The sequence below is a fragment of the Nocardia sp. NPDC050378 genome, assembly GCF_040655675.1.
Classification (GTDB): Bacteria; Actinomycetota; Actinomycetes; order Mycobacteriales; family Mycobacteriaceae; genus Nocardia; species Nocardia coubleae.
Map to the genome: position 1 here is coordinate 358,741 of NZ_JBFAKI010000001.1, position 24,985 is coordinate 383,725.

The window sequence follows — 24,985 nt, forward strand, 5'->3', positions numbered from 1 at the left end:
CGCGCACCGATCAGCCGCGTGCCATATCCACGAACCGGCTCAAATGCAGCTGGTGCGCAACGGTGATCGTGGCCGTCGGACCGTTACGGTGCTTGCCGACGATGAGGTCGGCTTCGCCGCCGCGCGGGTCGTCGCGCTCGAACGCGTCCGGGCGGTGCAGCAGGATGACCATGTCGGCGTCCTGCTCGAGCGAGCCGGACTCGCGGAGGTCGGACACCATGGGACGCTTGTCGGTTCGCTGTTCCGGACCACGGTTCAGCTGGGAAATCGCGATCACGGGAACTTCGAGTTCCTTGGCCAGCAGCTTGAGATGCCGCGAGAATTCCGAGACTTCCTGCTGCCGCGACTCGACCTTCTTCCCCGAGCTCATCAGCTGCAGGTAGTCCACCACGACGAGTTTCAGATCATGACGCTGCTTGAGCCGCCGCGCCTTGGCCCGAATCTCCATCATGGTCAAGTTCGGCGAATCATCCACGAACAGCGGCGCCTCACTGATCTCACTCATCCGCCGCGCGAGCTTGGTCCAGTCGTCATCACTCATCCGCCCGGACCGCATATCACCCAGCTTGATCTTCGCCTCAGCTGAAAGCAGACGCATCACAATCTCGGTCCGGCTCATTTCGAGCGAAAAAATAACACTGGCCATGCCGTGCTTGATCGAGCAACTGCGCATGAAATCCATGCCGAGCGTCGAGTTGTGTGTCGGGACCATGGAGCGACCGGCCAGATAGAGATGGTCGGCATTGTCGACTTCCACGCATCGGACCGGAACGGAATCGATGCGACGCACATCGACGATATAGCGTGAATTCGAGCGGGCGGTGTTGCGAGCCGCACGACGTTCCTTGTGTAGCAAGGCTTTCCGGTGCAGCCCGAAGACCTCGTCGTCGGTCGCGAAAGTGAGGGTGAAGCAGGTCGACGACTCTTCCGACCGTCCGCGAACACGCTTGGTCGACACACCGCAGCGGTAGCCCAGCCCGACGACGAGTTCCTGCACATCACGGAACAGCCGTTCGCTGGTGACCGCGAACTGCACCGAACCGCCATGGGTGACGGTGCCGTCGGTGTCGAGCAGACCGGCCAGCAGGGCTCGGCGCTGGCCCTCCGACGCACGCAGATAGGACATCGGAATGTGCTTGTCGCCCAGGACACCGAGCGTCCGCAGGCGGGCCTGCACACTACCGACGGTGTTGCGGCACGACTGGCACGAACGCAGACCGATGGAAGGGCCACCGCAGTTCGCACAGGTGGGTGCCGGAACGGGCGCGGAGATGAACCGCGCCTTGCCACCGCAGGAACGGCCGCAGGTGCGAACTTCACTGGTGAACGGGACGAATTCGGTGCCACACACCACGCATTCGCGCGGCGCGACGGGTTCGTCCGCAGGCAACGTCAACTGGAAGCGCCATCGCGCGGACTGGGACGGGACCGCGACGATGCCCTCGGCTTCGATACGCGCGACGATTTCGGGGTCGACGCTGGTGATCTGGGCGGCAGCTGCGGTTCCGTCGCCCAACCATGCCCCGAGGGTGTACGGCGGGACGAGCAGGTCTCTTGCGGGGAGTTGCAACGGTGCCGCGTTGGTGACCGAGTGGTTGATCCGCCGGTCCGCGGTGTCGCAGCGCAGTGTCCGCGCGATCTCGGCCGTGGTGCGGACCGCGGCGGAGGTCCGCTGGGTGCCGCCTCGGGCAGCCTCCTGTGCGGAACGTCGTGAAGCACGGGTCTCGGTAAGCCACTGGTGCTGTTCATCCGCGACCAAGACGGTGCCGTCGGAGAACTCGACCTCGTAGCAAGGACGGTCGGTCATGACTTCGGTTGCCGCGACGACGCGTGTCGGATGCCCCTGCGCGTCTAGCAATTCATCGCCAACGCGGACCTCACCCATCGTGGTCCACCCGCTGGGGGTAGGCAGCGGCGTATCGAGCGCCAGCGCCTTGCCCACGCCTGGTCGCGCGGCGACGATGATCATCTGACCCGGGTGCAGACCGTTGGTGAGCTCGTCCAGTTCGGTGAAGCCCGTGGGGACGCCGAGGGAGATGCCACCTCGGGAGGCGATGGAGTCGATTTCGTCCATCGTCGGCTGGAGGAGTTCTTCGAGGGGGGTGAAGTCCTCGGTGGTGCGGCGTTCGGTGACCTCGTAGATCTCGGCCTGGGCGCGGTCGACGACCTCGGCGACGTCCTGGCCGTCGGCGCCCGCGTAGCCGAACTGGACGATGCGGGTGCCCGCTTCGACGAGGCGGCGCAGGATGGCCTTCTCGGCGACGATTTCGGCGTAGAAGCCGGCGTTGGCGGCGGTGGGGACGGTCTGGGTGAGGGTGACCAGGTAGGCGGGGCCGCCGATGCGCTTCAGCTCGCCACGGCGGTCGAGGCCGGCGGCGACGGTGACCGGGTCGGCGGGTTCGCCGCGGCCGTACAGGTCGAGGATCGTGTCGTAGACGGCCTGGTGGGCGGGGCGGTAGAAGTCGCCGGGCCGCAGCACCTCCACCACGTCGGCGATGGCGTCCTTGCTGAGCAGCATGCCGCCGAGGACGGACTGTTCGGCAGCCATGTCGTGCGGGGGCTGACGGCCGAAGTCCTCGCCGGGGGGCTCGGGTGGAAACTCGGTATGCGCGCGGTCACCGGTGGTAGTCACCAGAATCGACCGTCCTCTCTGCCCGCAGAACCGGGGGTTTCACATCGATGTACTCGTTGTACTCCCGGGCACCGACACGAGTGCCAGCAATCGGTTCCCTGCACGATTCCCGGGGTCACGTGCGAGGCGATGCGATGAACCTAGGCGACGTTTTCGAGCCACGCCAAACCGACATGTGCACACAACTGTGGATAACTTGGGGGTAGTTCACCTGTTGTTGTGCAGCCCCTGTGGAAAACGTGGGGAAAACCCAGGTCAGTGCGGTAGAACGCCCTGATAGATCGCCCTTTACCAGACTTCGGCCCTGTGGATTAAAGAAGTTGCGGCGTGTCGGCGAACGTGAACAACCGGGCGTGTTGGGTAAACAGCGGGCGTTCACGTTATGACCGGAGTCACAATTCTGCCGGTCGGTTTCCTCGGTAATCCACAGGCTGAATAACAGGAGGTCAGGCAGTTGCCGACTGTGGGCTGGGTTACTCGACCACAACGAACCCGAATCTCGGCTACTAGCCAGCTATCGGAGAAGATCCCTCGACAAGGGCAGCAGAAACCACCCCCGTGACAACACGGGGGTGGTTTCCGGCGAAACTAGTTCGCAGTGACCTCGAGGTCGAACTTGGCAACCACATCGGGGTGCAGGTGCACCACGATGCCGTGCTTGCCGGTCGCCTTGATGTGCGACTTCGGCAGCTCGATGCTGCGCTTGTCGACCACGGGGCCACCGGCCGCCTTGATGGCCGAGGCCACGTCGGCGGTGGTGACCGAACCGAACAGCTTGCCGCTGTCGGCGGTCTTCACGGCCAGCGAGACACCGGTCAGGCCCTCGATGGCCTGCTTCAGCTCGTTGGCGTGATCCAGGTCGCGCACCTTGCGGGCGTCCTGGGCGCGGCGGATGCCGTCGACCTGCTTCTGGGCGCCACGGGTGGCCTGGATGGCCAGACCGCGGGGCAGCAGGAAGTTGCGGCCGTAGCCGTCCTTGACCTCGACAAGGTCGCCGGGGGCGCCGAGATTGTCGACATCAGCAGTGAGGATGAGCTTCATCTGTCCGACTCCCTTTCTCAGCGAGCAGTCGACACGTAAGGCAGCAGAGCCACCTCACGCGAGTTCTTGACGGCAACGGCGATGTCACGCTGGTGCTGCACGCAGTTGCCGGTGACGCGGCGGGCGCGGATCTTGCCGCGATCGCTGACGTACTTACGCAGCAGCGTGGTGTCCTTGTAATCGATATTGACGATTCCGGACTTGCTTTCCTTGCAGAAAGCGCAGGCCTTCTTCTTCAGTACCTTTTCGCGCGCGGGCGCTTTAGGCATGGTTTTCTCTCCGTACTATGAGTGCCGTTCGATCAGAACGGCGGTTCGTCATCCATGCGGCCGCCGCCCCCGAAGGAGCCGGCCGCGGGCGCGCTACCCCACGGGTCGTCGTCGCCGGCATTACCTGCCGGGCGTCCGCCACCACTGTTGGCGTTGTAGCCGCCTGCGCTTGCACCACCACCGGCATTACCGGAACCACCACCGAAGCCACCGCCTCCGCCACCACGACCGGCCTTGGAGACCTTCGCGGTCGCGTACCGCAGCGACGGGCCGACCTCGTCGACCTCGAGCTCGACGACCGTGCGCTTCTCACCCTCGCGGGTTTCGTAGGAGCGCTGCTTGAGCCGTCCGCTCACGATCACGCGAGCGCCTCGGGTCAGGCTTTCGGCGACGTTCTCCGCTGCTTCGCGCCAGATGTTGCAGCGCAGAAACAGTGCCTCGCCGTCTTTCCATTCGTTCGAATTGCGATCGAACACACGGGGAGTCGAAGCGACGGTGAAATTCGCCACCGCTGCGCCCGCGGGCGTGAAACGAAGCTCGGGGTCTGCCGTCAAGTTTCCGATGACGGTGATGACCGTGTCGCCTGCCATGGGGTTCCTCCTGCTCGGGGGTGCAGTCCACATCCTGGATTTGCGCTGAGCCTAAAGCCAGGCTCCGACACAAAGGAGGTGAACTACTTGTCGTTGCGCAGAACCTTGGTGCGCAGCACCGTCTCGTTCAGGCCCAGCTGGCGGTCGAGCTCGCTCACGGTGGCCGGGGTCGCGGTCAGGTTGACGATCGCGTAGATGCCTTCTGCCTGCTTGGCGATTTCGTAGGCGAGCCGGCGGCGGCCCCAGATGTCGACCTTGTCGAGCTTGCCGCCCTCGGTCTTCACGACCGAGAACAGATTATCCAGGGACTGCCCGACGATGCGCTCGTCCAGGCTGGGGTCGAGGATGACCATCACTTCATATTGACGCACGGACCAATCACCTCCTGTGGACTGGTAAACGGCCACGGACTTTCCGTGGCAGGAGGGTTCGTTGCGTCAGCAACCCGACAAGGCTACATGACCCGCCGAGTGCGATCGAAACCGGTCGGCGCGGCGGGTGATCGCCGGGCTCCGGCGCCGGTTCCGCTTAATGTGGTCGACATGACCACGGCCGTACCGCTGCAGCATTCGGCACGCCGTGCGGCGACAGCCACGGCGTTGACCTTCCTGATCGTGCTGTTGTGCGGGCTCACCCTCGCCTTGGCGTATGCGAACAAGGCGCGGTGCGCGGGCGGCGCGATCGACGAATCGGGCCGCAGCCTGATCTTCGAGGAGCGCAAGGACACCGCCGTCTGTTATTCGGATATCCAGTTCCTCTGGCTTGGCCGCGATATCGACAATCACGTTTTCCCGTACGTCGACGGTGCCATCACCGACGACGGCGCGCTCACCGGTGGCGCCGTCGAGTACCCCGTGCTGAGCGGCCTGCTGATGTGGGCGGGCGCGATCGGCGCGTCCAACGACGCCGATTTCCTGTGGCATTCGGCGTTGCTGCTCACCCCGTTCGCCCTGCTCACCGCCTGGATGCTGGCGCGAATGGCCGGTCCGGCCGCGCTGCTGTGGGCGATCGGCCCGCCGCTGGTGCTCTACGCCTTCCACAACTGGGAGCTGCCGGTGGTGTGCACGGCGGTGGCGGCGGTCTATGTGATGACGATGCTGACCGGTCTGTCGGTGCGGACCAGGGGAATCATCGCCGGGGTACTGCTCGCGCTCGGTTTCTGCCTCAAGATCTACCCCGGAATCTTCGTGCTGCCCTTGGCCTTCTACGTCCTCACCGAGGGTGCGCCGCGCGACGGGCGCCGGTTGCGCGAACTCGATGTGGCAGGCGCGTCGCAGACCCTGCTCGCGGCGATGGCGACGGTGGTCGCGGTGAATCTGCCGTTCGTCCTGGCGGGAGTCGAGGGCTGGCGGGCCTCGATCACCTTCCAGCAGATGCGGCAGGCCGACATCACCACCAATTCGATCTGGTACTGGGGTCATCAAGCCCTGTTCGGCCGGACCGCCGAAACGTCGGCAAGCTGGCACACCATGGTCTCGGTGGTCTCACCGCTGCTGATCTTCGTGTCGTTCGCCCTTGCCCTGTGGCTCGGTTACCGGCGCTGGACCCCGGCCTCGGCGTTCCCGTGGGTGGGTGTGAGCGCTGCGATGCTGGCCGGTTTCCTGCTTTTCCACAAGGTGCACTCACCCCAATACACCCTGTGGATAATTCCGTTCCTCGTGCTGCTCGAGGTGCCGTGGACACTCGTCGCCGGCTACCTGATCGCCGACATCGCGGTCGGCGTCGGCGTCTTCCGCTACTTCGCGGCGATGGGCGAGGGGAAGAACGTGCACCTCATGGAAGGCATCGTCCAGTTCGGTGTCTGGACACGGATCGCCCTGCTCGTCATCCTGTTCTTCGTGTTCCTGCGGGCCGGTCCACGCCGCACCGCCCAGCGCGTCTCAGGACAGCTCCGGCGCGAACTGCAACCGGCCTGAGAAACGACAACGGCGGCGGATCCGTCGAGGATCCGCCGCCGCAGGTCACCACGTCTAGACCGACGCGGGTTCCTTGCTGTCTTCGATCGCGTCCGGCTCCGCCTTGCGGTTGCGGATGATCGAGCTGATCAGCGCCGCGCCGATGAACGCCACACCGATCAGGCCGGTGATGAGCTCGTCGACGTGCACGCCGATCGAGACCAGCAGGATCGTGGCCAGCGCGCCGATCGCCCAGTGGGCGCCGTGCTCGAGGTATACGTAGTCGCCGAGCGTGCCCTGACGGACCAGGTACACCGTGATCGACCGGACGAACATCGCACCGATGAGGCCGAGGCCGAGCGCGATGATGATCGGGTCGGACGTGATGGCGAACGCGCCGATCACACCGTCGAACGAGAACGAGGCATCGAGCACCTCGAGGTACAGGAAGAGGAAGAACGCGGCCTTACCGGTCGCCTTGACCAGCGTGGACGGCCCACCCTGCGGGCCTTCCTCGAATTCCTCGGTGTGGAACATCGAACCGAGGCCGTCGACGAGGATGTAGACGATCATGCCGAGCAGGCCGGCGACCAGCACGGTAGAGCGGTCGTCGTCGGCGGCGAGGAACTCCGCGACCAGGACCAGGCCGGTGCCAGCGACGACCACGGAGAGCATGTCGAGCTTGCCCGCCTTCGCCAGCGGCTTCTCCAGCCAGCTCAGCCAGGTGATCTCACGCTCTTCGAAGATGAAGTTCAGGAACAGCAGTGCGAGGAACATGCCGCCGAAGGCCGCGATCTGTGGATGCGCGTCGGTGAGCAGCTTCTCGTAGCTGGGGCTGCCGTCGGGGAACTCGAGGGCATCGTTGGCCGGCGGGTTCAGCGCCAGGTCGAAGGCTTCGACCGGGTTCAGTCCGGCGGTGACCCACACGATGGCGAGCGGGAACAGCAGACGCATACCGAACACGGCGATGAGGATGCCGACGGTCAGGAAGATCCGCTGCCAGAATTCGCTCATCCGTTCCAGCACGGTGGCGTTGATGACGGCGTTGTCGAACGACAGCGACACCTCGAGGATGCCGAGGATCGCACACAGTGCGAGGGCAGTCATGCCACCGTAGAGGTAGGCCACGACCAACGAGAGCACCGTGATGACGATGGACAGGCCGAAGATGCGCGTTATCACGCGGAGGGACCTTTCTGTGTCACACGAGCAGGGGGCCCGAAACCTGGAACCCCCTGCTCATGATGATGACTAGACGTTGACGCCGTAGTCGCGGGCGATACCGGCCAGGCCGGAGGCGTAGCCCTGACCGATGGCGCGGAACTTCCATTCGGCACCGTTACGGTACAGCTCACCGAAGACCATAGCCGTCTCGGTGGAAGCGTCCTCGGACAGGTCGTAGCGGGCGAGCTCGGTGCCGTTGGCGCGGTCGACAACGCGGATGTAGGCGTTGCGCACCTGGCCGAACGACTGCTGACGGGTCTCCGCGTCGTAGATCGAGACCGGGAAGAAGATGCTCTCGATGGTCGGCGGGGTGTTGGCCAGGTCGACGTTGATGACCTCGTCGTCGCCCTCGCCCTCACCGGTGGTGTTGTCGCCGGCGTGCTCGATCGCGCCTTCGGGGGACTTCAGGTTGTTGAAGAACACGAAGTGCTTGTCGGACACGACCTTCTTGTCGGCGCCGGTCGCGATGGCGCTGGCGTCGAGGTCGAAGTCGGTGCCGGTGGTGGTGCGCACGTCCCAGCCGAGGCCGACCGCGACCGCGGTCAGGTTCGGGGCCTCTTTGGTCAGCGAGACATTGCCGCCCTTGGACAGACTGACACCCATGCGGGAATCCCTTCGGTTAGTCCGGTGTGTCGTTTCCCAGCATGTCCGAATCGCCGGGTACCGCTACGACAGTAATAGGTTTCGGCGAACTTGCGTAGGAACAACCGAGAGCCCTGGTAGCTAGGCGGAATCTCCTACGATCGGGTCAGCGGGCGGGTGACCGCTGCGTGGTTCGGAAAGGGGATACGCCGGTGACACCTCGCAGACGCGGATGGTTCAGGTCGGGGCCGGACAATGCCTGGATCAGTGGGGCGCGGGCCGCGACGGCCGCGGCCTTCCTGGATATGGATCGCAGGCAGACGGCAGCGGAGGCGGGTGTGGCGGCGAGCGAGCAGGTGTTCCCCGAGCGCCACATCGGCGCCGTATGGGAACCGGTGCGCACGCGGTGCTATGCCGCGTCGGGCGCCTATCTGAGTTTCACCGACGAACTCGACAGCGCCGAGGCCGCGGGGACCGCGATCGCCGACGGCCCGGCCAGGGCCGACGCGCTGGTTCGTGAGCTCGCCGACGCCGCGCGCGGGGTCGACGAGTTCTATCACGCGCATCGGGCCGGACTCGAGCACGCGGTGAGCGTGCGGGCGTCGGTGCCGCAGTTGCTCGCACAGGTGCGGGCCGAGGCCGAGCGGGAACTCGCCGCGGCCGAGTCGTCGGAGTACGTCTCCTACCCTTCGGTGGCCGCGGGCGTGCGGAAATTGAATGAGGCACTGGTCACAGCTTCAGGGGTCGATCCGGGTACCGCCGTCGCGGCCGCGCGGGAGGCCGCGACCGAGATCCGCCAGGCATGTGTGGGATTGCGGGAAGTGTTGGCGCAGGCACCATCTCGTGCCAACGCCGCGTCCAACGCGATCGCCTCGGTGACCACCCGGCTGGCGGCCGTACGCAATCGGGCCGACGCGCTCGGCCCCGCGTACTCGGCGTTGCTGCGCGAGTTCAACGCTGCGAGTTCGGCGGATCTGACCAACAATGAACGCGAAAGCCGGCGCGGTATCGAGGCCGCGGACGCGGCGCTGGTACGCGCGCGCGTCGCGGCTGCCGACCGCGATCCGGAGACCGCCCTTGACCTGACAGCGACCGCGCGCGAACACCTCGCCGAGTCCGAACAGCTCGTCGACGCCGTCACCCGGCGGCTCGAACTGTTGCGCGAGGTACGTGCGGACCCCGAAGCGCAGCTGCGCACCGTACGATTCCGGCTGCGGGACGCGCAGATGCTCGCCGTCGATCGAGGGCTGGTCGGCGAGTGGGGTTCGGTGCTCGACGCGCAAGCCGAACGCCTCGATCGCATGACGGCTGGACTGACCGGTCGTCATCCAGACTATTGGGCGTATGTTTCTGAACTGCGAACCGTCGCGGAGTTCATCGCCGGAGTGGTCGATCGCATGCGAAAAACCGTAGGAACCGACAGCACTTAGGACCGCACACGACATGACACGGGTCGACGAATGAGGTGGGGGGAATGACCGCAGGCTACGCCATCGCACCGGAGGTGAACCTGCGAAAGCAGGTGCCGCTGCGCCACTTCCACAATCTGCAGGGCCCGCGCAGCCGTGAGTTGTTCCTGGTCGAACCGGAACCGATTCCGGGAACCGCCGACCGCGAACTGCTCGCCACCGCGCTCGGCGCCACCCTCTATGTGCCCGCGACCCGTCCCGATCTGGCCGCGACCATTCTGCGTCGCGCCGCGCGCGGAGTGTGTTCGATGGTGATCGACCTCGAGGACGCCGTGGCCGACCATCAGGTCGACGCCGCGAAGGAACACGCGGTCGCCACCCTCGACCTGCTCGCCGGTGTCGCGGACCCGGTGCCGATGTTGTTCGTCCGGGTGCGCGACGTGCAGACCGTCACCGAATTGGCCGACCGGCTCGGGCCGGGCGCCGACATGCTCACCGGTTTCGTCTTCCCCAAGTTCGACGCCGTCACCGGGCCCGCCTATCTGGCCGCGCTCGACGCGGCCGGTGACCGCCTCGGCCGCCCCGTCTACGGCATGCCGGTGCTGGAATCGGCGAACCTGGTGCATCGCCAGACCCGCGACGAACAGCTCTCGCGCATCGCCGAGCTGCTCGCCGAGCATCGGGACCGGTTGCTCGCGGTGCGCATCGGCGCCACCGACATGTGCTCGACCTTCGGCATCCGCCGCGACCGCGACCTCACCATCTACGACGTGCGGGTGATCGCCGACGTGATCGCCGACATCGTCAACTACCTCGGCCGCGCCGACGGCACCGGTTTCATCATCACCGGCCCGGTGTGGGAGTACTTCGCCGACCACGAACGCATGTTCCGCCCGCTGCTGCGCACCGCCCCGTTCGAGGAATCCGACGCGGTGCCGTTCCGGCAGTACCTGGTGAGCCGCGACCTCGACGGTTTGCTGCGCGAGATCACCCTCGACCGCGCCAACGGCATCCAGGGCAAAACGGTGATCCACCCGTCGCACGTGGCCGCCGTGCACGCGCTGTCGGTGGTGACGCACGAGGAATACGCCGACGCGCTGCACATCATGGAGGCCGATGTCGGCGGGGTTGCCGCCTCCGAGTACCGCAACAAGATGAACGAGATGCGCCCCCACCGCAGTTGGGCCCGCCAGACGCTGGTCCGGGCTCGCGCGTTCGGGGTGGCGAACAAGGGAGTGTCCTTCGTGGATCTGCTGACAGCGATGATCGCGGAATGAACGCGGTGCGCACGATCGAAATGCCTTGGGCCACAAGTCATCTCGGAATTCGCCTGCATCACGGACAGGCTTTCGCCACGGGCGCGTCGCAGGAAGTGACCGCGATCGCCGAGTCGGACGTGCTGCCCGGCGCACTGTCGATCGGTGAATTGGTGCGTCCGGGTCTGCGTCGGAATCCGCGTCGGGCGCATCTGCTGGTCTCGACCGTGCTCGGCAAACACCTGCCGACCGACCCGCACGTGGTGATCGGGGCGGGCAACCGCCTGGCCGACCTGGTCGCGGACAAGCTCGGCGGGCAGGAGGCGGTGGTTCTCGGATTCGCCGAGACAGCAACAGGTCTCGGTCACTGTGTGGCCGCGCGCCTGGACGCGGGGTGCTACCTGCATTCCACCCGTCGACACGAATCGCGGGCCACTACGCTCACCGGTTTCGAGGAGGGGCACTCCCATGCCACCTCGCACCTGCTGCAACCGGCACCGGCCGACATCTTCGCCAACGATCTGCCGCTTGTCCTCGTCGACGACGAAATCTCCACCGGTGATACGGCTATCGACGCCGTGCGCGCCCTGCACGAGTTCGCACCGCGTTCGCACTATGTGCTCGCCTCGCTGGTCGATTTGCGGACCGCCGCCGACCGCGACAAGTTCGAGAAGTTCGCTGCCGAACTGGGCGCTCGCATCGACACCGTTTGTCTGGCAACAGGTCTGGTCGACCTTCCTGACGACCTGGTCGACGCGGTCGCGGCGCTTCCGGAGCCGCGACTCAATCCCGAAGCGGTGCAGCCCGGTTCGTACGCGCGCCTCGAGGTGTCGTGGCCGAGCGATGCTCCCGAGGGCGGGCGGCACGGGATTCTGCGCACGGACAAGGCAGCTTTCGACGATGCGGTGAACGGTGTCGTCGACGAGGTGCGTGCACGACTGGATGCCGAGTTCAACGGGCGTCCGGTGATCGTGCTCGGTCACGAAGAACTCATGTACATGCCGGTGCGCCTGGCTGCCGGACTGGCCGACGCGGGCATCCCCGCCCGCTTCCAAACCACCACTCGTTCACCGGCTTACGTTCTCGACGAACCCGGCTACCCGCTGCGCAGAGGTTTCCGCTTCACCGCCCCCGAACCAGACCCGACCGCACAGCGCTACCTCTACAACGCGCAGTGGGAAGGGGAGAACCCGGTCTTGCTTGTCGTCATCGACCCACCCGCCGACACCGCGGAACTCGTCGCACCGGGTGGATTGGTGGATGTACTCACGACATCCGGTGCGGATGTGCTGGTCGCCGTTGTCCCGGGGGCCGACCCTCGTGTGCTGAACTCCTCGCGCACTGCGCAGGTATCGGACGAGGGTACGCAAGCAGTGGATGGGCTGATCCGGGCCACGAACGGCGCACCGGGCAGTGCCGCCGGCCGGGACGAGCTGGTGGCTCCAGATCACGAGCCCGTGGAGGCGCGGGCGTTCCCGGCGCCACTGTACGGCCCGGAGTTCGGCTCCTACGCGCGCGAAGACGTGTCGTGGCTGCTCAAGGATCTCTCCGATGTCGACCTGGAAGCCGATGTGGCCGAACGGGAACGGCGTATCCAGGCGGGCAAGGCTCATTACGCCGAGTCACTGCCGGTGGAGTATCAGCCCGACGCCGCCTACCGCGAACTCTTCGATCGGGTGCTCGCCGACAGCGCCGAGCGGCTCGCCCTTGCCGTGGCGACGGTGGCCGAACTTGTCGTCGCCGAACGTGGCGAGAACATCGTGCTGGTGTCGCTGGCGCGCGCGGGGACACCGATCGGTGTGCTGATGCGGCGCTGGCTCGCGAGCGGGATCGGGCGTCCGGCCCTCGACGCACCGCATTACGCGGTGTCCATCGTCCGCGACCGCGGCATCGACTCCGTCGCCCTGGATTACCTTGCCCACCACCACGATCCGTCCACGATCGTGTTCGTCGACGGCTGGACCGGCAAGGGTGCCATCACCCACGAACTCACCGCCGCCCTGGACGCCTATCACGCGGCGGGCGGCGCCAGGTTCGACGACGAACTCGTCGTGCTGGCCGACCCGGCCAATTGTGTGCGAACCTTCGGCACCCGTGACGATTTCCTCATCGCCTCGGCCTGCCTGAATTCCACTGTTTCCGGCTTGGTTTCACGCACGGTCCTGAACGAGAAGCTGATCGGTCCGCGTGACTTCCACGGCGCCAAGTTCTATCGCGAACTGGCCGCCGACGACGTGTCGAACAAACTGATCGACACCGTCACCACCGCCTTCGAAGCCATTCGTGACAAGGTGCCCGCCGCCGTCGCCGCGATCCGGGATTCCGATCGAACACCCGACTGGTCGGGCTGGGCGTCGGTGGAGAAGGTGCGTGCCGAATATGGCATCAGCACAGTGAATTACGTGAAACCCGGCGTCGGCGAGACCACCCGGGTGCTGCTGCGTCGCGTACCGTGGCGGGTGCTGGTGCGGGAAGCCGACGCACCCGAGCACGCCCACATCCGCCTGCTCGCCGCCGCACGCAATGTCCCGGTAGAGGTGGTGCCGGATCTGGCCTACTCCTGCATGGGCCTGATCAAGGAGCTATCGCAGTGACCGCCCTGTTCGCCACCGACCTGGATCGCACGATGATCTTCTCGCGCAACGCCTTCCACGGCGCGGACAGTGTCGAGAAGGAATGCGTCGAGTACTACGAGGGCGAACCCCTGTCCTATATGACCACCACCGCGATCGCCCGTTTGCGTGAGCTGGCCGCGAACGCGCCGGTGCTCCCGACGACCACCCGCACTATCGAGCAGTTCCAGCGCATCGAATTACCCGGTGCGCCGTGGCGTTTCGCCATCACGAGCAACGGCGGCAATATCCTCGTCGACGGCATTCCCGACCCGGCGTGGCGGTTGTCCATCGACGATCAGGTCAACGCGACGGGCGCGACCTTGGCTTCGGTCGGCGCCGAGTTACGTTCGCGGATCAGCGATTCCTGGGTCACCAAGTATCGCGAGGCCGACGAATTGTTCTGCTACCTGGTCGTCCGCCCCGAGGCGGTCCCGGCGGGCTTCCTCGCCGAATGGGACACCTGGTGTCGCGCCAACGGCTGGTCGGCCTCCCAGCAGGGCCGCAAGATCTACACCATGCCCGACGCGGTCTGCAAAAGCCTCGCCGTCGCCGAAGTCCGCCGCCGCCTCACCGAATCCGGTGACTTACCCGACGGCGCGCAACTGTTCGCCGCGGGCGACGGCGCCCTCGACGCGAACATGCTCGAATCCGCCGACGCCGCCATCCGCCCCCGCCACGGCGAACTCGAAGAACTCGCCTACACCGCCCCGAACCTCACCGTCACCACCGCCGCAGGCATCCTGGCCGGCGCGGAAATCCTCGACTGGTTCCACGCCGCCCTCCCCGTCGCGGATCCGGTCTAGTACTGCTGCTGACCGGCGAGTTTCTGGGTGACGACGGCCTGGATGCGCTGCAGGCCGCCCACGCTCACGCCGCTCTGCAGCTGGCCCTCGATGGTGCGGACCAGGGCGTTGTCGCTCATCACCTTCTCCGAGGACTGGATGAGGACGGTGCCCGCGCCGGTGAAGTCGAACTGGCGTTCCTCGCCGGAGGTGGCGCCCATCGCGGCCGCGCCCGCCGACAGGAAACCGGTGATCCAGCCCTGGTCGTAGTGGTGGCTCGGGGACGGGCAGTCGGCCCAGCCGACCAGCGCCTCGGGGTCCACCCGCAGTGGGGGTTCGGCGAACATCACCGGTCCGTTGGACGAGGCGAGGAACTTGCCGGTGCCGATGAGGGTGAGGAAGCCGGGCACGATCGACTGTTTCAGCGCGAGACCCGGCTCGAACGCGAGCAGGTTGGCGCCGCGGATCGTGAGGTTGCCGTCCTCGAGATCGTAGGAATTGATGTCGTAGCCCCGGTCGCCGATGATGAGCTTGCCGTGGCCCTCGGCCACCACGTATTCACCGGCGAACAGCGGCGCCGAGAACTGACTGCTCACCATTTGGGTGAGATGACCCTGCAGACCGTGCGTGAGCAGCTGGAAATTGATCTGGCCGTAGTAGGCGATCATGGCGCCCTTGCGCATGAACCACGGCCCGGTCAGGTCGATGCAATAGGCGTAGCTGTTACCCGGAATATTGTCGCTGGCACCGAGATTCATGGGGGACAGGATTTCGCTCATGACTCACAACTTCTCTTCGGAGGCCTGCACATACACGACACCCTGACCGTGGCAATGCAATTGCATCGCCTCGCCCGATCCGCGACCCACCGCGTCGCGCCAGCTCATCGCCGCCTTCAATTCGGTCTGCACGTTTCCGTAGGCCGCGACGAATGCCTGCGGGTCGACGACCACCGGATTCGGCCCGCCCACTTGCAATTCCAGGAATCCGCCGTGCGCCAGCAGCACCGCCGAACCCTGACCGCTCAGTTGCGTGGTGAACATGCCCTGCCCGGTCGCCACACCCGCGGCGGCCCCGCGCAGCGCACCCATCAGGCCACCACCGCCACCACCACCAGAACTGGCCACCGACACCACCGAGGCCTGCAACCCGGCGGTGTTCGCCAGCAGCCGCGAGGCCTCCACCCGCAGCACCGCACCGGGCTGCATCTGCACCACGTGCACCTCGAGCCCGGCGAATCCGTAATGGACGGAACCGTTTCCGCGCGCGAGCATGGTCCGCTCGTGTTCGCCCGCCATCATGGCGCCCGCCATGCGCATCAGCCCACCACCGCCGCCCATGCCGCCACCCGCGCCGGGAATCTGGTGTGGGGAGAACTGCACCTGGCCGGTGTAGAACAGCATCGCGCCGGTGCGCCCGACCACCCCGCCGGCCTGGGCGACGTCGACCTTGACGACCTTGCTGTTGACCTTCTCGAACATCGTCGCTTTCCCTTACCGTTCCGCGGGCTGGATCAGCACAACGCCCTGGCCGTCCCACCGCAGCGAGAACGCCTCGCCCGCGTCCTGGCCGACCATCGTGCGCCAGGAGACGTCGGTGACGAACGACTGGTTGAGATTGCCGCGCGCCGCGACGAACGCATCCGGGTCGACGATCAGCGGGTACTGCGGCGACACCTCGAGGTGGATCAACGGCCCACCGGCCGACAGCAGCGCCACCTGACCTTGACCGCTCACCGTTGTAGTGAAAAGGCCACTGCCCGAAGACATTCCACCGACACCGGCGAACCGCACGTCGGTGCGCAGATTGCCCGCGAAGGCAAGCAACTGCTGCGACTCGACCTGCAACGTGTCGTTGTTCAGGTTCACCACGGTGACGTTCTGGCCGTTGACCGCGAAGAACACCCGGCCGTTGCCGGTGCACTCCATCAGCGACAGCTTCTCGCCGGTGGCGCGGCGCTTGAGACCATTGAGCACGCCCTCGCCGCCGCCGAAGCCGGCCGATTTGAACTGCACATTGCCCTCGTAGGCAACCATCGAGCCCGCGATCGCGCGGATACTGGTCCCCGCGAGATGTGCCTCGATCACTTTCTTCGATTGTTCGAACAACTGCGCCATTCCTGGCCCCTTTGTAAGGCGGGTGCGACGCCCCGTTCCGACAGCGACGTCACCCTAACCGATCGGGAGGCTGAACGCCCGGGCCCGGTTTCTCGTACAGTGACAACAAGACCGCACCGACAAGCGAAGGGTCGAACTTGTCTGCAACACTCGCCAAAGGCCAGAACGGTCCACTGGCCGTCAGTGACGTGGTGATCTCACTCCAGCTCACGGCACCGGCCGATCTGTCCGCGCTGCTCGTCACCGAGCAGGGCAAGGTCCGCACCGACGCCGATTTCGTGTTCTACAACCAGCCGAGCGGTCCGGGTGTGGACCTGCGACCCGGGCCGGCCGGGCAGCCCGCCTCGCTCGCGGTGTCGCTGCCCGCCGTGCCCGCCGAGATCGACCAGATCCGCGCGGTCATCACCCTCGACGACGCGACCAGCAATTTCGGTCGTTTCGCCCCGCCGACCGCGATCATCTCCGACGCCGCGGGCAACCAGCTGTACTCGTACCTCATCGAGGGTCTCAACGCCGAGTCGATCGTGATCGCGTTGGAGCTGTACCGCCGTCAAGGTGGCTGGAAGGTGCGCGCCGTCGGCCAGGGGTACGCCGGTGGCTTCGCCGCGCTGGTCACCGATCACGGTGTGCAGGTGGATGATTCGCCCGCGCAGCCCGCCGCCGCACCGCAGCAGGCCGCACCGCCGCCGCCTCCGGCGCCGAGTTACCAGCAGCCCGCGCCCGCCTACGCGCCGCCCGGTGGGGGTTACCCGCCGCCCGCACCGCCGCAGCAGCCCCCCGCGGGTGGTGGCTATCCGCCGCCGCAGCAGGGTGGTTACCCGCCGCCGCCCGGTGGGGGCTACCCGCCCGCCGCCTCGCCGGCCGCGCCGCCGCAGCCGACCGGGGAGATCAGTCTCAGCAAGGACCGGCCGGTCAGCTTGCAGAAGGGGCAGCGGGTCACCCTCCGCAAGGAAGGCGCCGCGCTCACCTTCGTGAAGATGGGTCTGGGCTGGGACCCGGTGCGCACCCGTGGCATGTTCGGCAACCGCACCGTCGACATCGACCTCGACGCCTCGGTGTGCCTGTTCGCCGACCAGAACCTGGTCGACGTGGCCTACTACGGTCAGCTCTCGTCCAAGGACGGCTCAGTCCGCCATCAGGGCGACAACCTCACCGGTGAGGGCGAAGGCGACGACGAGATGATCCTCGTCGACCTCACCCGCATCCCCGCCCACATCTCCACGCTGCTGTTCATCGTCACCTCCTACAAGGGGCACACCTTCGAACAGGTGCAGAACGCCTTCTGCCGCCTGATCGACGGCACGACCAACGGCGAACTCGCCCGCTACACCCTCGCGGGCGGCATGCCGTTCACCGCGATGGCGATGGCGAAGGTGTACCGCTCCGGTGGTGACTGGAAGATGCAGGCGCTCGGCGAGGGTTTCCAGGCCAAGCATCCCGGCGAGGCCGTCCCGCAGCTCGGCCGTTTCCTCGGCCGCGACTGACCTTCCGCACCACACAGCAAGGCAGACACCGTGATTCACCTGAAGGCAGGGCAGAACACCACACTGACCGCCGACTCCGTGCGTTTCACCGCCCAGACCACGGGCACCGTCGAACTCGGCGCGCTCGTGGTCGGCGAGGACCTGCGGGTGCGCGACGAACACGATCATGTGTGCGCGTCGCGTCCCTCGGCTCCCGGTGTGCGGTTCGGCGGCAGTTCGGTGGAACTTGCCCTGTCCCAGGTGCGTTCGGACGCGCACGCCGTGCTGCTGTACGTCGCCGCCGGGCACGTGCTCGGGCCGGTGACCGCGTCGTTCGCCGAGAACGGTGTTCCCGCAGCGGAATTCGTCATCTCGCCGACGGCGGGGGAGAGTTCGCTGATCTGCCTCGAGGCGTATCGGCGGGGGCCGGGCTGGAAGTTGCGTGCGCTCGGCCAGGGTTATGCCGGTGGTGTGGCTCAGTTGCTGAGCACGCATGGCGTTCCTGGCCAAAGTGCCTCGGGTGCCGCAGCTTTCGGGCACAACGCGGCAAATGGCGTGTCGTCGGCGACCGGTGGTTTCGGGTCGGGCGCGCAGGGCGATTCGTTCAGCGGTAGTGCCCACGGTGGCGTACCTGGCGGTGCTGCCTTCGGCGGTGCGCCTGGTGGTGCTGCGCATGGCGGTGTCCCCGGTGGTGGTGCGCAGGGCGGCCTGCCCGGTAGTGCGCACGGCGGAGTGCCTGGCGGCGTTGCGCACGGCGGTCACGTTCCGGATGGGACGGTGCCGGTGGCGCCGGTTCATGGAGCAGGCGCGTCGGCGGGACCAGCTTCGGGCCATGCTGCTGCCTCGACCGAATCGCTCGCCCAACCGACGCCCGCCCCCGGCATCCCCCTCGAAGTCGACCACGGCCTACAGCGCATGTGGATGATCTTCGAGGACGCCGCACGCTCCGCCGCAGCCCTCGTCTCGGCGCGTGACTACGCCGCCAAGCGCCTGGATCAGGAACTGTCGGAAGCGGTTTCGAATCCGGCAACGCGAAACACCCCCGCCGCCGACGCCGCCCGTCACGCCGCGCAACGCCGCCACGACGAGCTGGTCGGTCGCGCCGATGCCGACCACCGCCGCGACAGCGACATGCTCGCCCGCGAGATCGCCGAAGCCGACTCCGTGATGCCCGCGGCCCTGGCCTCCTGGCTGGCCCCCGCGTGGACCACCCGCGCCGCCGCCAGCGATGGCATCCGTCTCGGCGAGCTCTACGCACCCGAGCGAGGCGACCTGCGCATCCCGTATTGCGTTCCGGTGCCGCTGAACCGGCCGCTGTGGGTCGACACGGAGTCCAGCGCCGCCGCCTCCCGCGTGGTCGGCGCCCTGCTGGCCCGCCTCGTCGCCGCCATCCCCGACCGACCCACCCGCATCGACCTGATCGACCTCACCGGCGGCCTACGCGGCCTCGCCACACCCCTGTCACCCCTGCTGGCAGGCCCCGTGATCGCCGACCACCTCGACATCTCCCCGCGCCTGGCCGAACTCGCCAACGCCGCCGAACTGGCCGAAATCGCCTACCACGCAGGCGAAGTGGCACCCCCGAAAGAACACCGCATCCTGGTAGCGGCCGACTTCCCCCACGGCTACCAAGCCGCCGATGTAGTCCGCCTCGGCCAACTCATGGTCCGCGGCGACCTCATCGGCCTCTCCCTCCTCATCGTCGGCACCGCCACCCCCGACGCAGCCGACGCCCCCGCCACCCTCCTCTCCCAATCCTGTCGCCACCTCCCCACCCTCCCCGGCACCCCCCTCTTCGACCCCTGGACCGGCAACGCCTGGGAACTCGACCTCGACATGCTCCCCGTCGAACCCGAACTCCAGGCCCGCTACCTGCGGATGTAGTCCGCGTAGTTCGCGTGTCGCATAGTCGCCTCGCCGGGCGTGTAGCAAGTCCGTAGCTTGTGTGTAGCATCGCAGGCTACGATGGGTTTATGACTTCACCAGCCGACTTGCCGGAGATCCCGCAACGGGAGCTGCGCAACGATGCAAGCAGAGTGCTGCGGGAAGTCCGCAGCGGACGGTCCTACACAATCACGGTGGATGGGTCGCCCGTCGCCGACTTGATTCCGCATCGCCACCGGCGGCGTCGCACCGCCGTCCCACGGGACGAGGTACTGAGCGCGTTCGCCGACCTGGCCTCGCCGCGTGACACTTCGCTGGCGGAGTCCGAGGCCGTCATTGATGATTCGCTGTACGACCCCTACGATCGCGCCCACCGCCGCGGTGATTTCGCCGTGGAGGACCCTCGATGACCGGCGAGCCATCGCGGGGGCTGGTCGACACGAATGTCGTCATCCTGTTCGACGAATTGGATCCGGCCGAGTTGCCGGAGGAGATCGTCGTCAGCTCGATCACCATGGCGGAGTTGGCCTCCGGCCCGCATTACGCCGGCGACGCCGGTGAGCGCGCGGTGCGCATCGAACGTCTGCAGAACGCCGAGGCACTGTTCGATCCCCTCCCGTTCGATACCCGCGCCGCCCGCCGTTACGGCCACCTGATCGCCGCGGTGCTCGCGACAGGGCGAAACCCCAAGCCGCGCCGCATAGATCTGCTCATCGCCTCGATCGCCTCCGCGCACCGATTGCCGCTGTACACGGTGAATCCCAAGGACTTCGCCGGCCTGGAAGGACTCGTGGAACTCTGCCCTGTCACGCACCCGGCCGAACGCTAGATTCGCGTAGTCGCTCGGCTGACAGCGGCTTCGGCCGTCGGCGGGGCTTCGGCGCGGCACCCCGCTAACTGCGGAGATAGGGCCGCTCAGTCCATTCGGGGTCCTGCGCCACGCGGACAGCGTTCGGGTGGACGGTGTCGGTCCAGCTCTTGCGGGGCTGGAGGAAGTGGGGGAGCCAGGGGAGTAGCGGGTCGGGGGCTCGGTCGAGGAGGCCGCCTGCTGGGTCGTCGACGTTGTCGCGGCGGACGAGGTCGGCTTCGGGGCGAAGGATTTGGTAGATGATCATCGCGCACAGGGCGACGACGGCCAGGTCGCGGAGGACCACTGTGCCGGTGAACCACTGTTCAGGGAGGCCCTTGTTGTCCTCGCCGAGGTAATAGAACATGCGCGGCACCCAGACCAGGGCGTCGATTGTCATCCAGGCCAACAGGATTCGGCGGTGGGGGAGGGCGAGGACGGCGAGGGGGACCAGCCACAGGGAGTACTGCGGGCTCCACACCTTGTTGGTGAGCAGGAACGCGGCGACCACCAGGAAGCACAGCTGGGCGAGGCGGGGGCGGCGGTTGGCGGTGAGTATCAGATAGGCGATACCCACGCAGGCCAGCACGAACAACAGCAGCGAGACCGTGTTGAGGATGGTCGGGGGTTCACCGTGCGACAGCGGACCGTCGAAACCTTCCCAACCGGTGAACGAGGCGATCACGTTGTAGATCGAGTCGGGGTCGGCGTGACGGGTGGTGTTGAGGCGGAAGAACTCTCGCCACCCGTTCGGGAACAGCACCGCGATCGGCAGGTTCACCGCACCCCACGTACCGAGGGCCGCCGCCACGGCCAGCGTGGCCGAACCGAGCGGACGCTGCGCGAAAACCTGGGTCCGCGTCGGGGTCGCACGCAGCCAGGCCCGGGCCGCTGCAAGACTGTCGATATCGCGTAATCGCAGGCCTGCCTGGGCGGCGGGCACACGTTGCATCGGATCGGTGCGCAGACACAACACGATGATCGGTCCGAGCAACAGCAGCGGATACAACTTCGCCGCACCGCCGAGACCGAGCAGCACCCCGGCGAGCACCGGCCGCCGCCGTGCCCACGCCAGCAGGCCGGTGGCCGCGAAAGCCGTTGCGAGGGCGTCGAAATTGGTGAAGATGTGCACGATCACCAACGGCGACACCGCGATCAACGCGGCATCCCAGACCCGCCGCCCGGCTAGTCGCGACGACGCCCACACCGTGATCAACCACCCCACGGCCAGCCCGAGCGCGACCACATTGAAGTACACGACAACCGACAGCGCACCGGGCAGCGGCAGGTGATCCCACACATTGCCGACCTGCATGGCCGCGTACTGGTAGAGCCCCGAAAGCACCGGGTACTCCATGTATCTGACCTCGGTGCCACCGTCGGGTGTCGACTCGAGCCAGTACTTCTTGTACGGGAACGCACCCTCGTTGAGCCGCTCGGCGCCGTAGAGCGGCACCGTGTCGGAGTAGCACATGGCCACGTATTGGCGGCCGTTGTTCCAGTCGAGCATCAGCCCGCCCGCGCCGTCGTCGGTCTGCTGGATGCAGCCCGCCTTCGTCGCCCAACCGAGCGCGAGGAAGACGACGGTGAAGGCGAACAGCACCCGCAGCGGCGTCCAGAACCGGACCCGCCCGATCAGCGCGTGCGCGCCGACCGGGCCGCCGATCACCGTCGACAGTTGCGAGGTGAGGGAATCGTTGCGGCTCGGGCGGTCTCGCGCGTCGATCGAACGCAGGTCCGGTGCCAATGGTGCGGGCGACACGTACTGCGGCTCGCGGCCGGGCCAGGTGTCATTCGGCGCCGGCTGGTCCGCGAGTTGCTGATCGGTCACGACATCCGAGGCTACCGGTGGCTATCGGGAGCGCGTCGGTGTGGCTCCCGCGCCGCCGCTCTCCTCGTCGTCGTTGCCGCCACCACCAGGCCTGCCGTTGCCGTTGCCGTTGCCGGGGGACTCGCCCGGCGTCGCGGTCGGCTGACCGGGCAGCGGGCCGGTGGTCGGCTCGGCCTGCTGCGGCGCCTGCACGGCGGGCTGCTGCACACCGGGCACGGGGATGCGGATACCGGGCAGGATCTCCACCTGCGACGGCACGATCACCGGCGGCGCGATGGTGGGCGCGGTGGTCTCCGGCGCCGTGTAGGGCGCCGACCATTCCGGCACACCGGCCTGGCCCTTGATTGCGGCGGGCTTGGGGAACGTCTCGGTGGGGGTGCCCGCAAGGGCGCCGTCCATCGTGGCCTTCCAGATGTCGGACGGCAGGCCGGAACCGTAGATGTGCGAGCCGCCGTAGTTCTTCAGCGGATCACCCTGTTCGGTACCGACCCACACCGCGGTCGACAGCGACGGCGTGTAGCCGACCATCCAGGCGTCGCGGTTGTTGCCGGTGTCGCCGAGCTGGTGGGTACCGGTCTTGGCGGCCGATTCCCGGCCACCGGCCAGGTTGTGGTTGTTGGAGTAGGCCGCGATCGGCTTCATCGCCGCGGTGACGTTGTCGGCGACGGCCGCGCTCACCCGCTGCTCACCGGCGGGTTCTCCGCGATCGAGCAGCACCTGCCCGTCGGCGGTGACGACACGCTGCACGAAGTGCGGTGCGTGGTACATGCCGGAGGCGGCCAGCGTGGCGTAGGCCGAGGCCATGTCGAGCGGACGCGACTGGTACTGGCCGAGGATGATGCCGTTGTTGGGGCCGGCGCCGTCGGGTTCGGTGAGCGTGGGGCCCACGCCCGGCAGTTCCTTGGCGATGCCGAGCTTGTGACCCATGTCGGCGATCTTCTGCGGACCGTTCTGCATGTCGAGCTGCATCCGGTAGAAGCTGGTGTTCAGCGAACGCTTCAGCGACTCGGCGATCGTGCACATACCGCACGACTGGCCTTCGACATTGTTGATCTCGATGCCGTTGACCTTGAGCGGCGAACTGTCGTACATCTGCGACAGCGGAATGCCCTGCTCGAGGTTGGCGGCAAGACCGATCACCTTGAACGACGAACCGGTCGGCAGACCCGCGTTGGCGAAGTCGTAGCCCTGGCCGTCCTCACCGCCGTAGTAGGCGCGGACAGCACCGGTGCGTGGGTCGATGGACACCACCGCGGTGCGCAGGTTCTCGGGTTCGCCGTCGAGCTTGTTGCGCGCGGCGTTCACCGCGGCTTCCTGTGCCTTCGGGTCGATGGTCGTGGTGATCTGCAGGCCCTCGGTGTTGAGCTGCTGCTCGCTGATCCCCGCGGCCGACAGCTCCTCGAGCACCCGGTTCTTCACGTGCCCCTCGGGGCCGGAGTCCAGGCTGTTCTCGCCGAGCGACGCGATGGGCACCACGGCCGGGTACTGCATCGACTGACGTTCGGCCGCCGACAGGTTGCCGCCGGAGACCATGCCGTCGAGGACGTAGTTCCAGCGCGACTTCGCGCCGGTGGGGTTCTTCTCCGGGTCCAGCAGCGAGGGCAGCTGGATGGTCGCGGCGAGGACGGCGCCCTCGGACACGGACAGCTCCTGCACCGGCTTGCCGAAGTAGGCCTTGGCGGCGGCGTCGATGCCGTACGCGCCACGACCGAAGTAGATGGTGTTCAGGTAGGCGGCAAGGATTTCCTCCTTGCTCCACTGGCGGGCCATCTTGGCCGAGATCACCAGCTCGTGCATCTTTCGGGTCATCGAGCGCTCGTCACCGACCAGCGCGTTCTTCACGTACTGCTGGGTGATGGTCGAACCACCACCGGCGCTTTCCTTGCCGAGGATGTTGTCGCGGGCGGCGCGCGCGAAGCCCGAGACCGAGAAGCCCGGGTTGGTGTAGAAGTCGCGGTCCTCGGCGGCGATCACGGCATTGCGCACATGCGGCGGGATCTGGTCGATGGAGACCTCGGTGCGGTTGCCCTGCGGCGGCACCACCTTGCTGATCACGCTCGTCCCGTCGGAGGCGTAGATCATGGCGACCTGATTGGTCTCGAGGTCCTCCGGCTTGGGCACCGAAACGGTGGTGTAGGCGACGAGGAAAACGGCACTCGGCACGACGATGGCCAAGGCCATCAGGACATACAGTGTCCGGCGCACGGCACGCCACGGCGATTTCTTGGTCACCGAACCATCCCTACCCGAGCCGTCGTCGCCCCCGCCACCATCGCGGCGATTGCGTGGCCCGACCGGCGGCGGTGTGCCGCCGGTTCCGGTGGCGCGGCGTTCACCGGTGGTCGGTCCGCCCGGGCGGCGACCCGCGCCGGGTCGCGCGGCGACGGGCGTGCCACCGGTGCGCGGACGACCCGCCTCCTCGCGCGCGGTCCGCGGCGGATGACTCGCCCGCACCGTCGACTCGTCGACACCCGGACGTGGAAGTTTCTGAGTGGCGCCGGCAGCCCCTGCGGCGGGCGCGGCCGCACGACCCGGCGCGGGCCTGCCC

21 protein-coding genes are annotated in these 24,985 nt (G+C 67.1%); 9 read left to right on the forward strand and 12 right to left on the reverse strand.

Features of this window, described 5'->3' with window-relative positions; translation table 11 throughout:
• Nucleotides 1-10: 10 nt before the first annotated feature.
• The 5 genes from dnaB to rpsF form a co-directional block, all read right to left on the reverse strand.
• Nucleotides 11-2,632, reverse strand: a complete 2,622-nt coding sequence (dnaB, locus tag AB0I35_RS01650; protein WP_357393407.1) for a replicative DNA helicase — start codon at nt 2,630-2,632, stop codon at nt 11-13.
• 588 nt (nt 2,633-3,220) lie between these two features.
• On the reverse strand, nt 3,221-3,673 hold the full coding sequence (rplI, locus tag AB0I35_RS01655; RefSeq protein WP_067497239.1) for a 50S ribosomal protein L9: 453 nt from the start codon (nt 3,671-3,673) through the stop codon (nt 3,221-3,223).
• Between the two features lie 17 nt (nt 3,674-3,690).
• Nucleotides 3,691-3,942 (reverse strand): 30S ribosomal protein S18, encoded by a 252-nt coding sequence (gene rpsR, locus AB0I35_RS01660; protein ID WP_067497238.1) that lies wholly within the window; start codon nt 3,940-3,942, stop codon nt 3,691-3,693.
• Between the two features lie 32 nt (nt 3,943-3,974).
• Nucleotides 3,975-4,532 (reverse strand): single-stranded DNA-binding protein, encoded by a 558-nt coding sequence (locus AB0I35_RS01665; protein ID WP_067497236.1) that lies wholly within the window; start codon nt 4,530-4,532, stop codon nt 3,975-3,977.
• Between the two features lie 83 nt (nt 4,533-4,615).
• A complete protein-coding gene (rpsF, locus tag AB0I35_RS01670; protein ID WP_067497234.1) occupies nt 4,616-4,903 on the reverse strand; it encodes a 30S ribosomal protein S6 in 288 nt (95 codons plus the stop codon).
• A 171-nt stretch (nt 4,904-5,074) separates the two neighbouring features.
• Between rpsF and AB0I35_RS01675 the strand changes: the two genes are divergently transcribed.
• On the forward strand, nt 5,075-6,448 hold the full coding sequence (locus AB0I35_RS01675) for a hypothetical protein (RefSeq protein ID WP_357393409.1): 1,374 nt from the start codon (nt 5,075-5,077) through the stop codon (nt 6,446-6,448).
• Nucleotides 6,449-6,502: 54 nt separating this feature from the next.
• Here AB0I35_RS01675 and AB0I35_RS01680 read toward each other — a convergent pair whose 3' ends face one another.
• Together AB0I35_RS01680 and AB0I35_RS01685 are read right to left on the reverse strand one after the other, a co-directional pair.
• Nucleotides 6,503-7,609: a DUF475 domain-containing protein gene (locus AB0I35_RS01680; RefSeq protein ID WP_357393411.1), complete on the reverse strand. Its 1,107-nt coding sequence runs from the start codon at nt 7,607-7,609 to the stop codon at nt 6,503-6,505.
• Nucleotides 7,610-7,678: 69 nt separating this feature from the next.
• Nucleotides 7,679-8,254, reverse strand: a complete 576-nt coding sequence (locus AB0I35_RS01685) for a TerD family protein (RefSeq protein ID WP_067497229.1) — start codon at nt 8,252-8,254, stop codon at nt 7,679-7,681.
• A gap of 191 nt (nt 8,255-8,445) precedes the next feature.
• Here AB0I35_RS01685 and AB0I35_RS01690 point away from each other — a divergent pair, with 191 nt between their 5' ends.
• The 4 genes from AB0I35_RS01690 to AB0I35_RS01705 are packed head-to-tail and all read left to right on the forward strand — an operon-like array spanning nt 8,446 to nt 14,316.
• Nucleotides 8,446-9,663 (forward strand): hypothetical protein, encoded by a 1,218-nt coding sequence (locus AB0I35_RS01690; protein WP_357393413.1) that lies wholly within the window; start codon nt 8,446-8,448, stop codon nt 9,661-9,663.
• Between the two features lie 44 nt (nt 9,664-9,707).
• On the forward strand, nt 9,708-10,919 hold the full coding sequence (locus AB0I35_RS01695) for an HpcH/HpaI aldolase/citrate lyase family protein (protein ID WP_174550367.1): 1,212 nt from the start codon (nt 9,708-9,710) through the stop codon (nt 10,917-10,919).
• The gene (locus AB0I35_RS01700; protein ID WP_357393415.1) at nt 10,916-13,492 is read left to right on the forward strand and encodes a phosphoribosyltransferase; all 2,577 of its coding nucleotides are present in this window, start codon (nt 10,916-10,918) and stop codon (nt 13,490-13,492) included. Before AB0I35_RS01695 ends, AB0I35_RS01700 begins: the two co-directional genes overlap by 4 nt.
• Nucleotides 13,489-14,316: an HAD family hydrolase gene (locus AB0I35_RS01705; protein WP_357393417.1), complete on the forward strand. Its 828-nt coding sequence runs from the start codon at nt 13,489-13,491 to the stop codon at nt 14,314-14,316. The genes AB0I35_RS01700 and AB0I35_RS01705 overlap by 4 nt, the downstream gene beginning before the upstream one ends.
• Here the strand turns inward: AB0I35_RS01705 and AB0I35_RS01710 are convergent.
• Genes AB0I35_RS01710 through AB0I35_RS01720 form a run of 3 tightly spaced genes read right to left on the reverse strand, consistent with a single transcriptional unit; the run spans nt 14,313 to nt 16,412 of the window.
• Entirely contained in the window at nt 14,313-15,074 is a 762-nt protein-coding gene (locus AB0I35_RS01710) for an AIM24 family protein (protein ID WP_067643392.1), read from the reverse strand. The two genes, AB0I35_RS01705 and AB0I35_RS01710, sit on opposite strands and share 4 nt — an antisense overlap.
• 3 nt (nt 15,075-15,077) lie before the next feature.
• On the reverse strand, nt 15,078-15,776 hold the full coding sequence (locus AB0I35_RS01715; protein WP_067643395.1) for an AIM24 family protein: 699 nt from the start codon (nt 15,774-15,776) through the stop codon (nt 15,078-15,080).
• A gap of 12 nt (nt 15,777-15,788) precedes the next feature.
• Nucleotides 15,789-16,412: an AIM24 family protein gene (locus AB0I35_RS01720; protein WP_067497217.1), complete on the reverse strand. Its 624-nt coding sequence runs from the start codon at nt 16,410-16,412 to the stop codon at nt 15,789-15,791.
• Nucleotides 16,413-16,549: 137 nt separating this feature from the next.
• On the opposite strand from AB0I35_RS01720, the gene AB0I35_RS01725 reads away from it, so the two are divergent.
• The 4 genes from AB0I35_RS01725 to AB0I35_RS01740 all read left to right on the forward strand — a co-directional run bounded on the left by AB0I35_RS01725 (nt 16,550) and on the right by AB0I35_RS01740 (nt 20,588).
• Nucleotides 16,550-17,896, forward strand: coding sequence for a TerD family protein (locus AB0I35_RS01725; RefSeq protein ID WP_357150722.1), 1,347 nt, complete (start codon nt 16,550-16,552; stop codon nt 17,894-17,896).
• 30 nt (nt 17,897-17,926) lie between these two features.
• Nucleotides 17,927-19,759, forward strand: coding sequence for a TerD family protein (locus AB0I35_RS01730; RefSeq protein ID WP_357393419.1), 1,833 nt, complete (start codon nt 17,927-17,929; stop codon nt 19,757-19,759).
• Between the two features lie 89 nt (nt 19,760-19,848).
• Nucleotides 19,849-20,169, forward strand: a complete 321-nt coding sequence (locus tag AB0I35_RS01735; protein ID WP_357393421.1) for a type II toxin-antitoxin system prevent-host-death family antitoxin — start codon at nt 19,849-19,851, stop codon at nt 20,167-20,169.
• Nucleotides 20,166-20,588: a type II toxin-antitoxin system VapC family toxin gene (locus AB0I35_RS01740; RefSeq protein WP_357393423.1), complete on the forward strand. Its 423-nt coding sequence runs from the start codon at nt 20,166-20,168 to the stop codon at nt 20,586-20,588. The genes AB0I35_RS01735 and AB0I35_RS01740 overlap by 4 nt, the downstream gene beginning before the upstream one ends.
• Nucleotides 20,589-20,652: 64 nt before the next feature.
• On the opposite strand, the gene AB0I35_RS01745 is transcribed toward AB0I35_RS01740, so the two are convergent.
• Both AB0I35_RS01745 and AB0I35_RS01750 read right to left on the reverse strand, forming a co-directional pair.
• The gene (locus AB0I35_RS01745; protein ID WP_357394131.1) at nt 20,653-22,368 is read right to left on the reverse strand and encodes a glycosyltransferase 87 family protein; all 1,716 of its coding nucleotides are present in this window, start codon (nt 22,366-22,368) and stop codon (nt 20,653-20,655) included.
• A gap of 90 nt (nt 22,369-22,458) precedes the next feature.
• Nucleotides 22,459-24,618, reverse strand: a complete 2,160-nt coding sequence (locus tag AB0I35_RS01750) for a transglycosylase domain-containing protein (protein ID WP_357394133.1) — start codon at nt 24,616-24,618, stop codon at nt 22,459-22,461.
• Nucleotides 24,619-24,985: the final 367 nt, after the last annotated feature.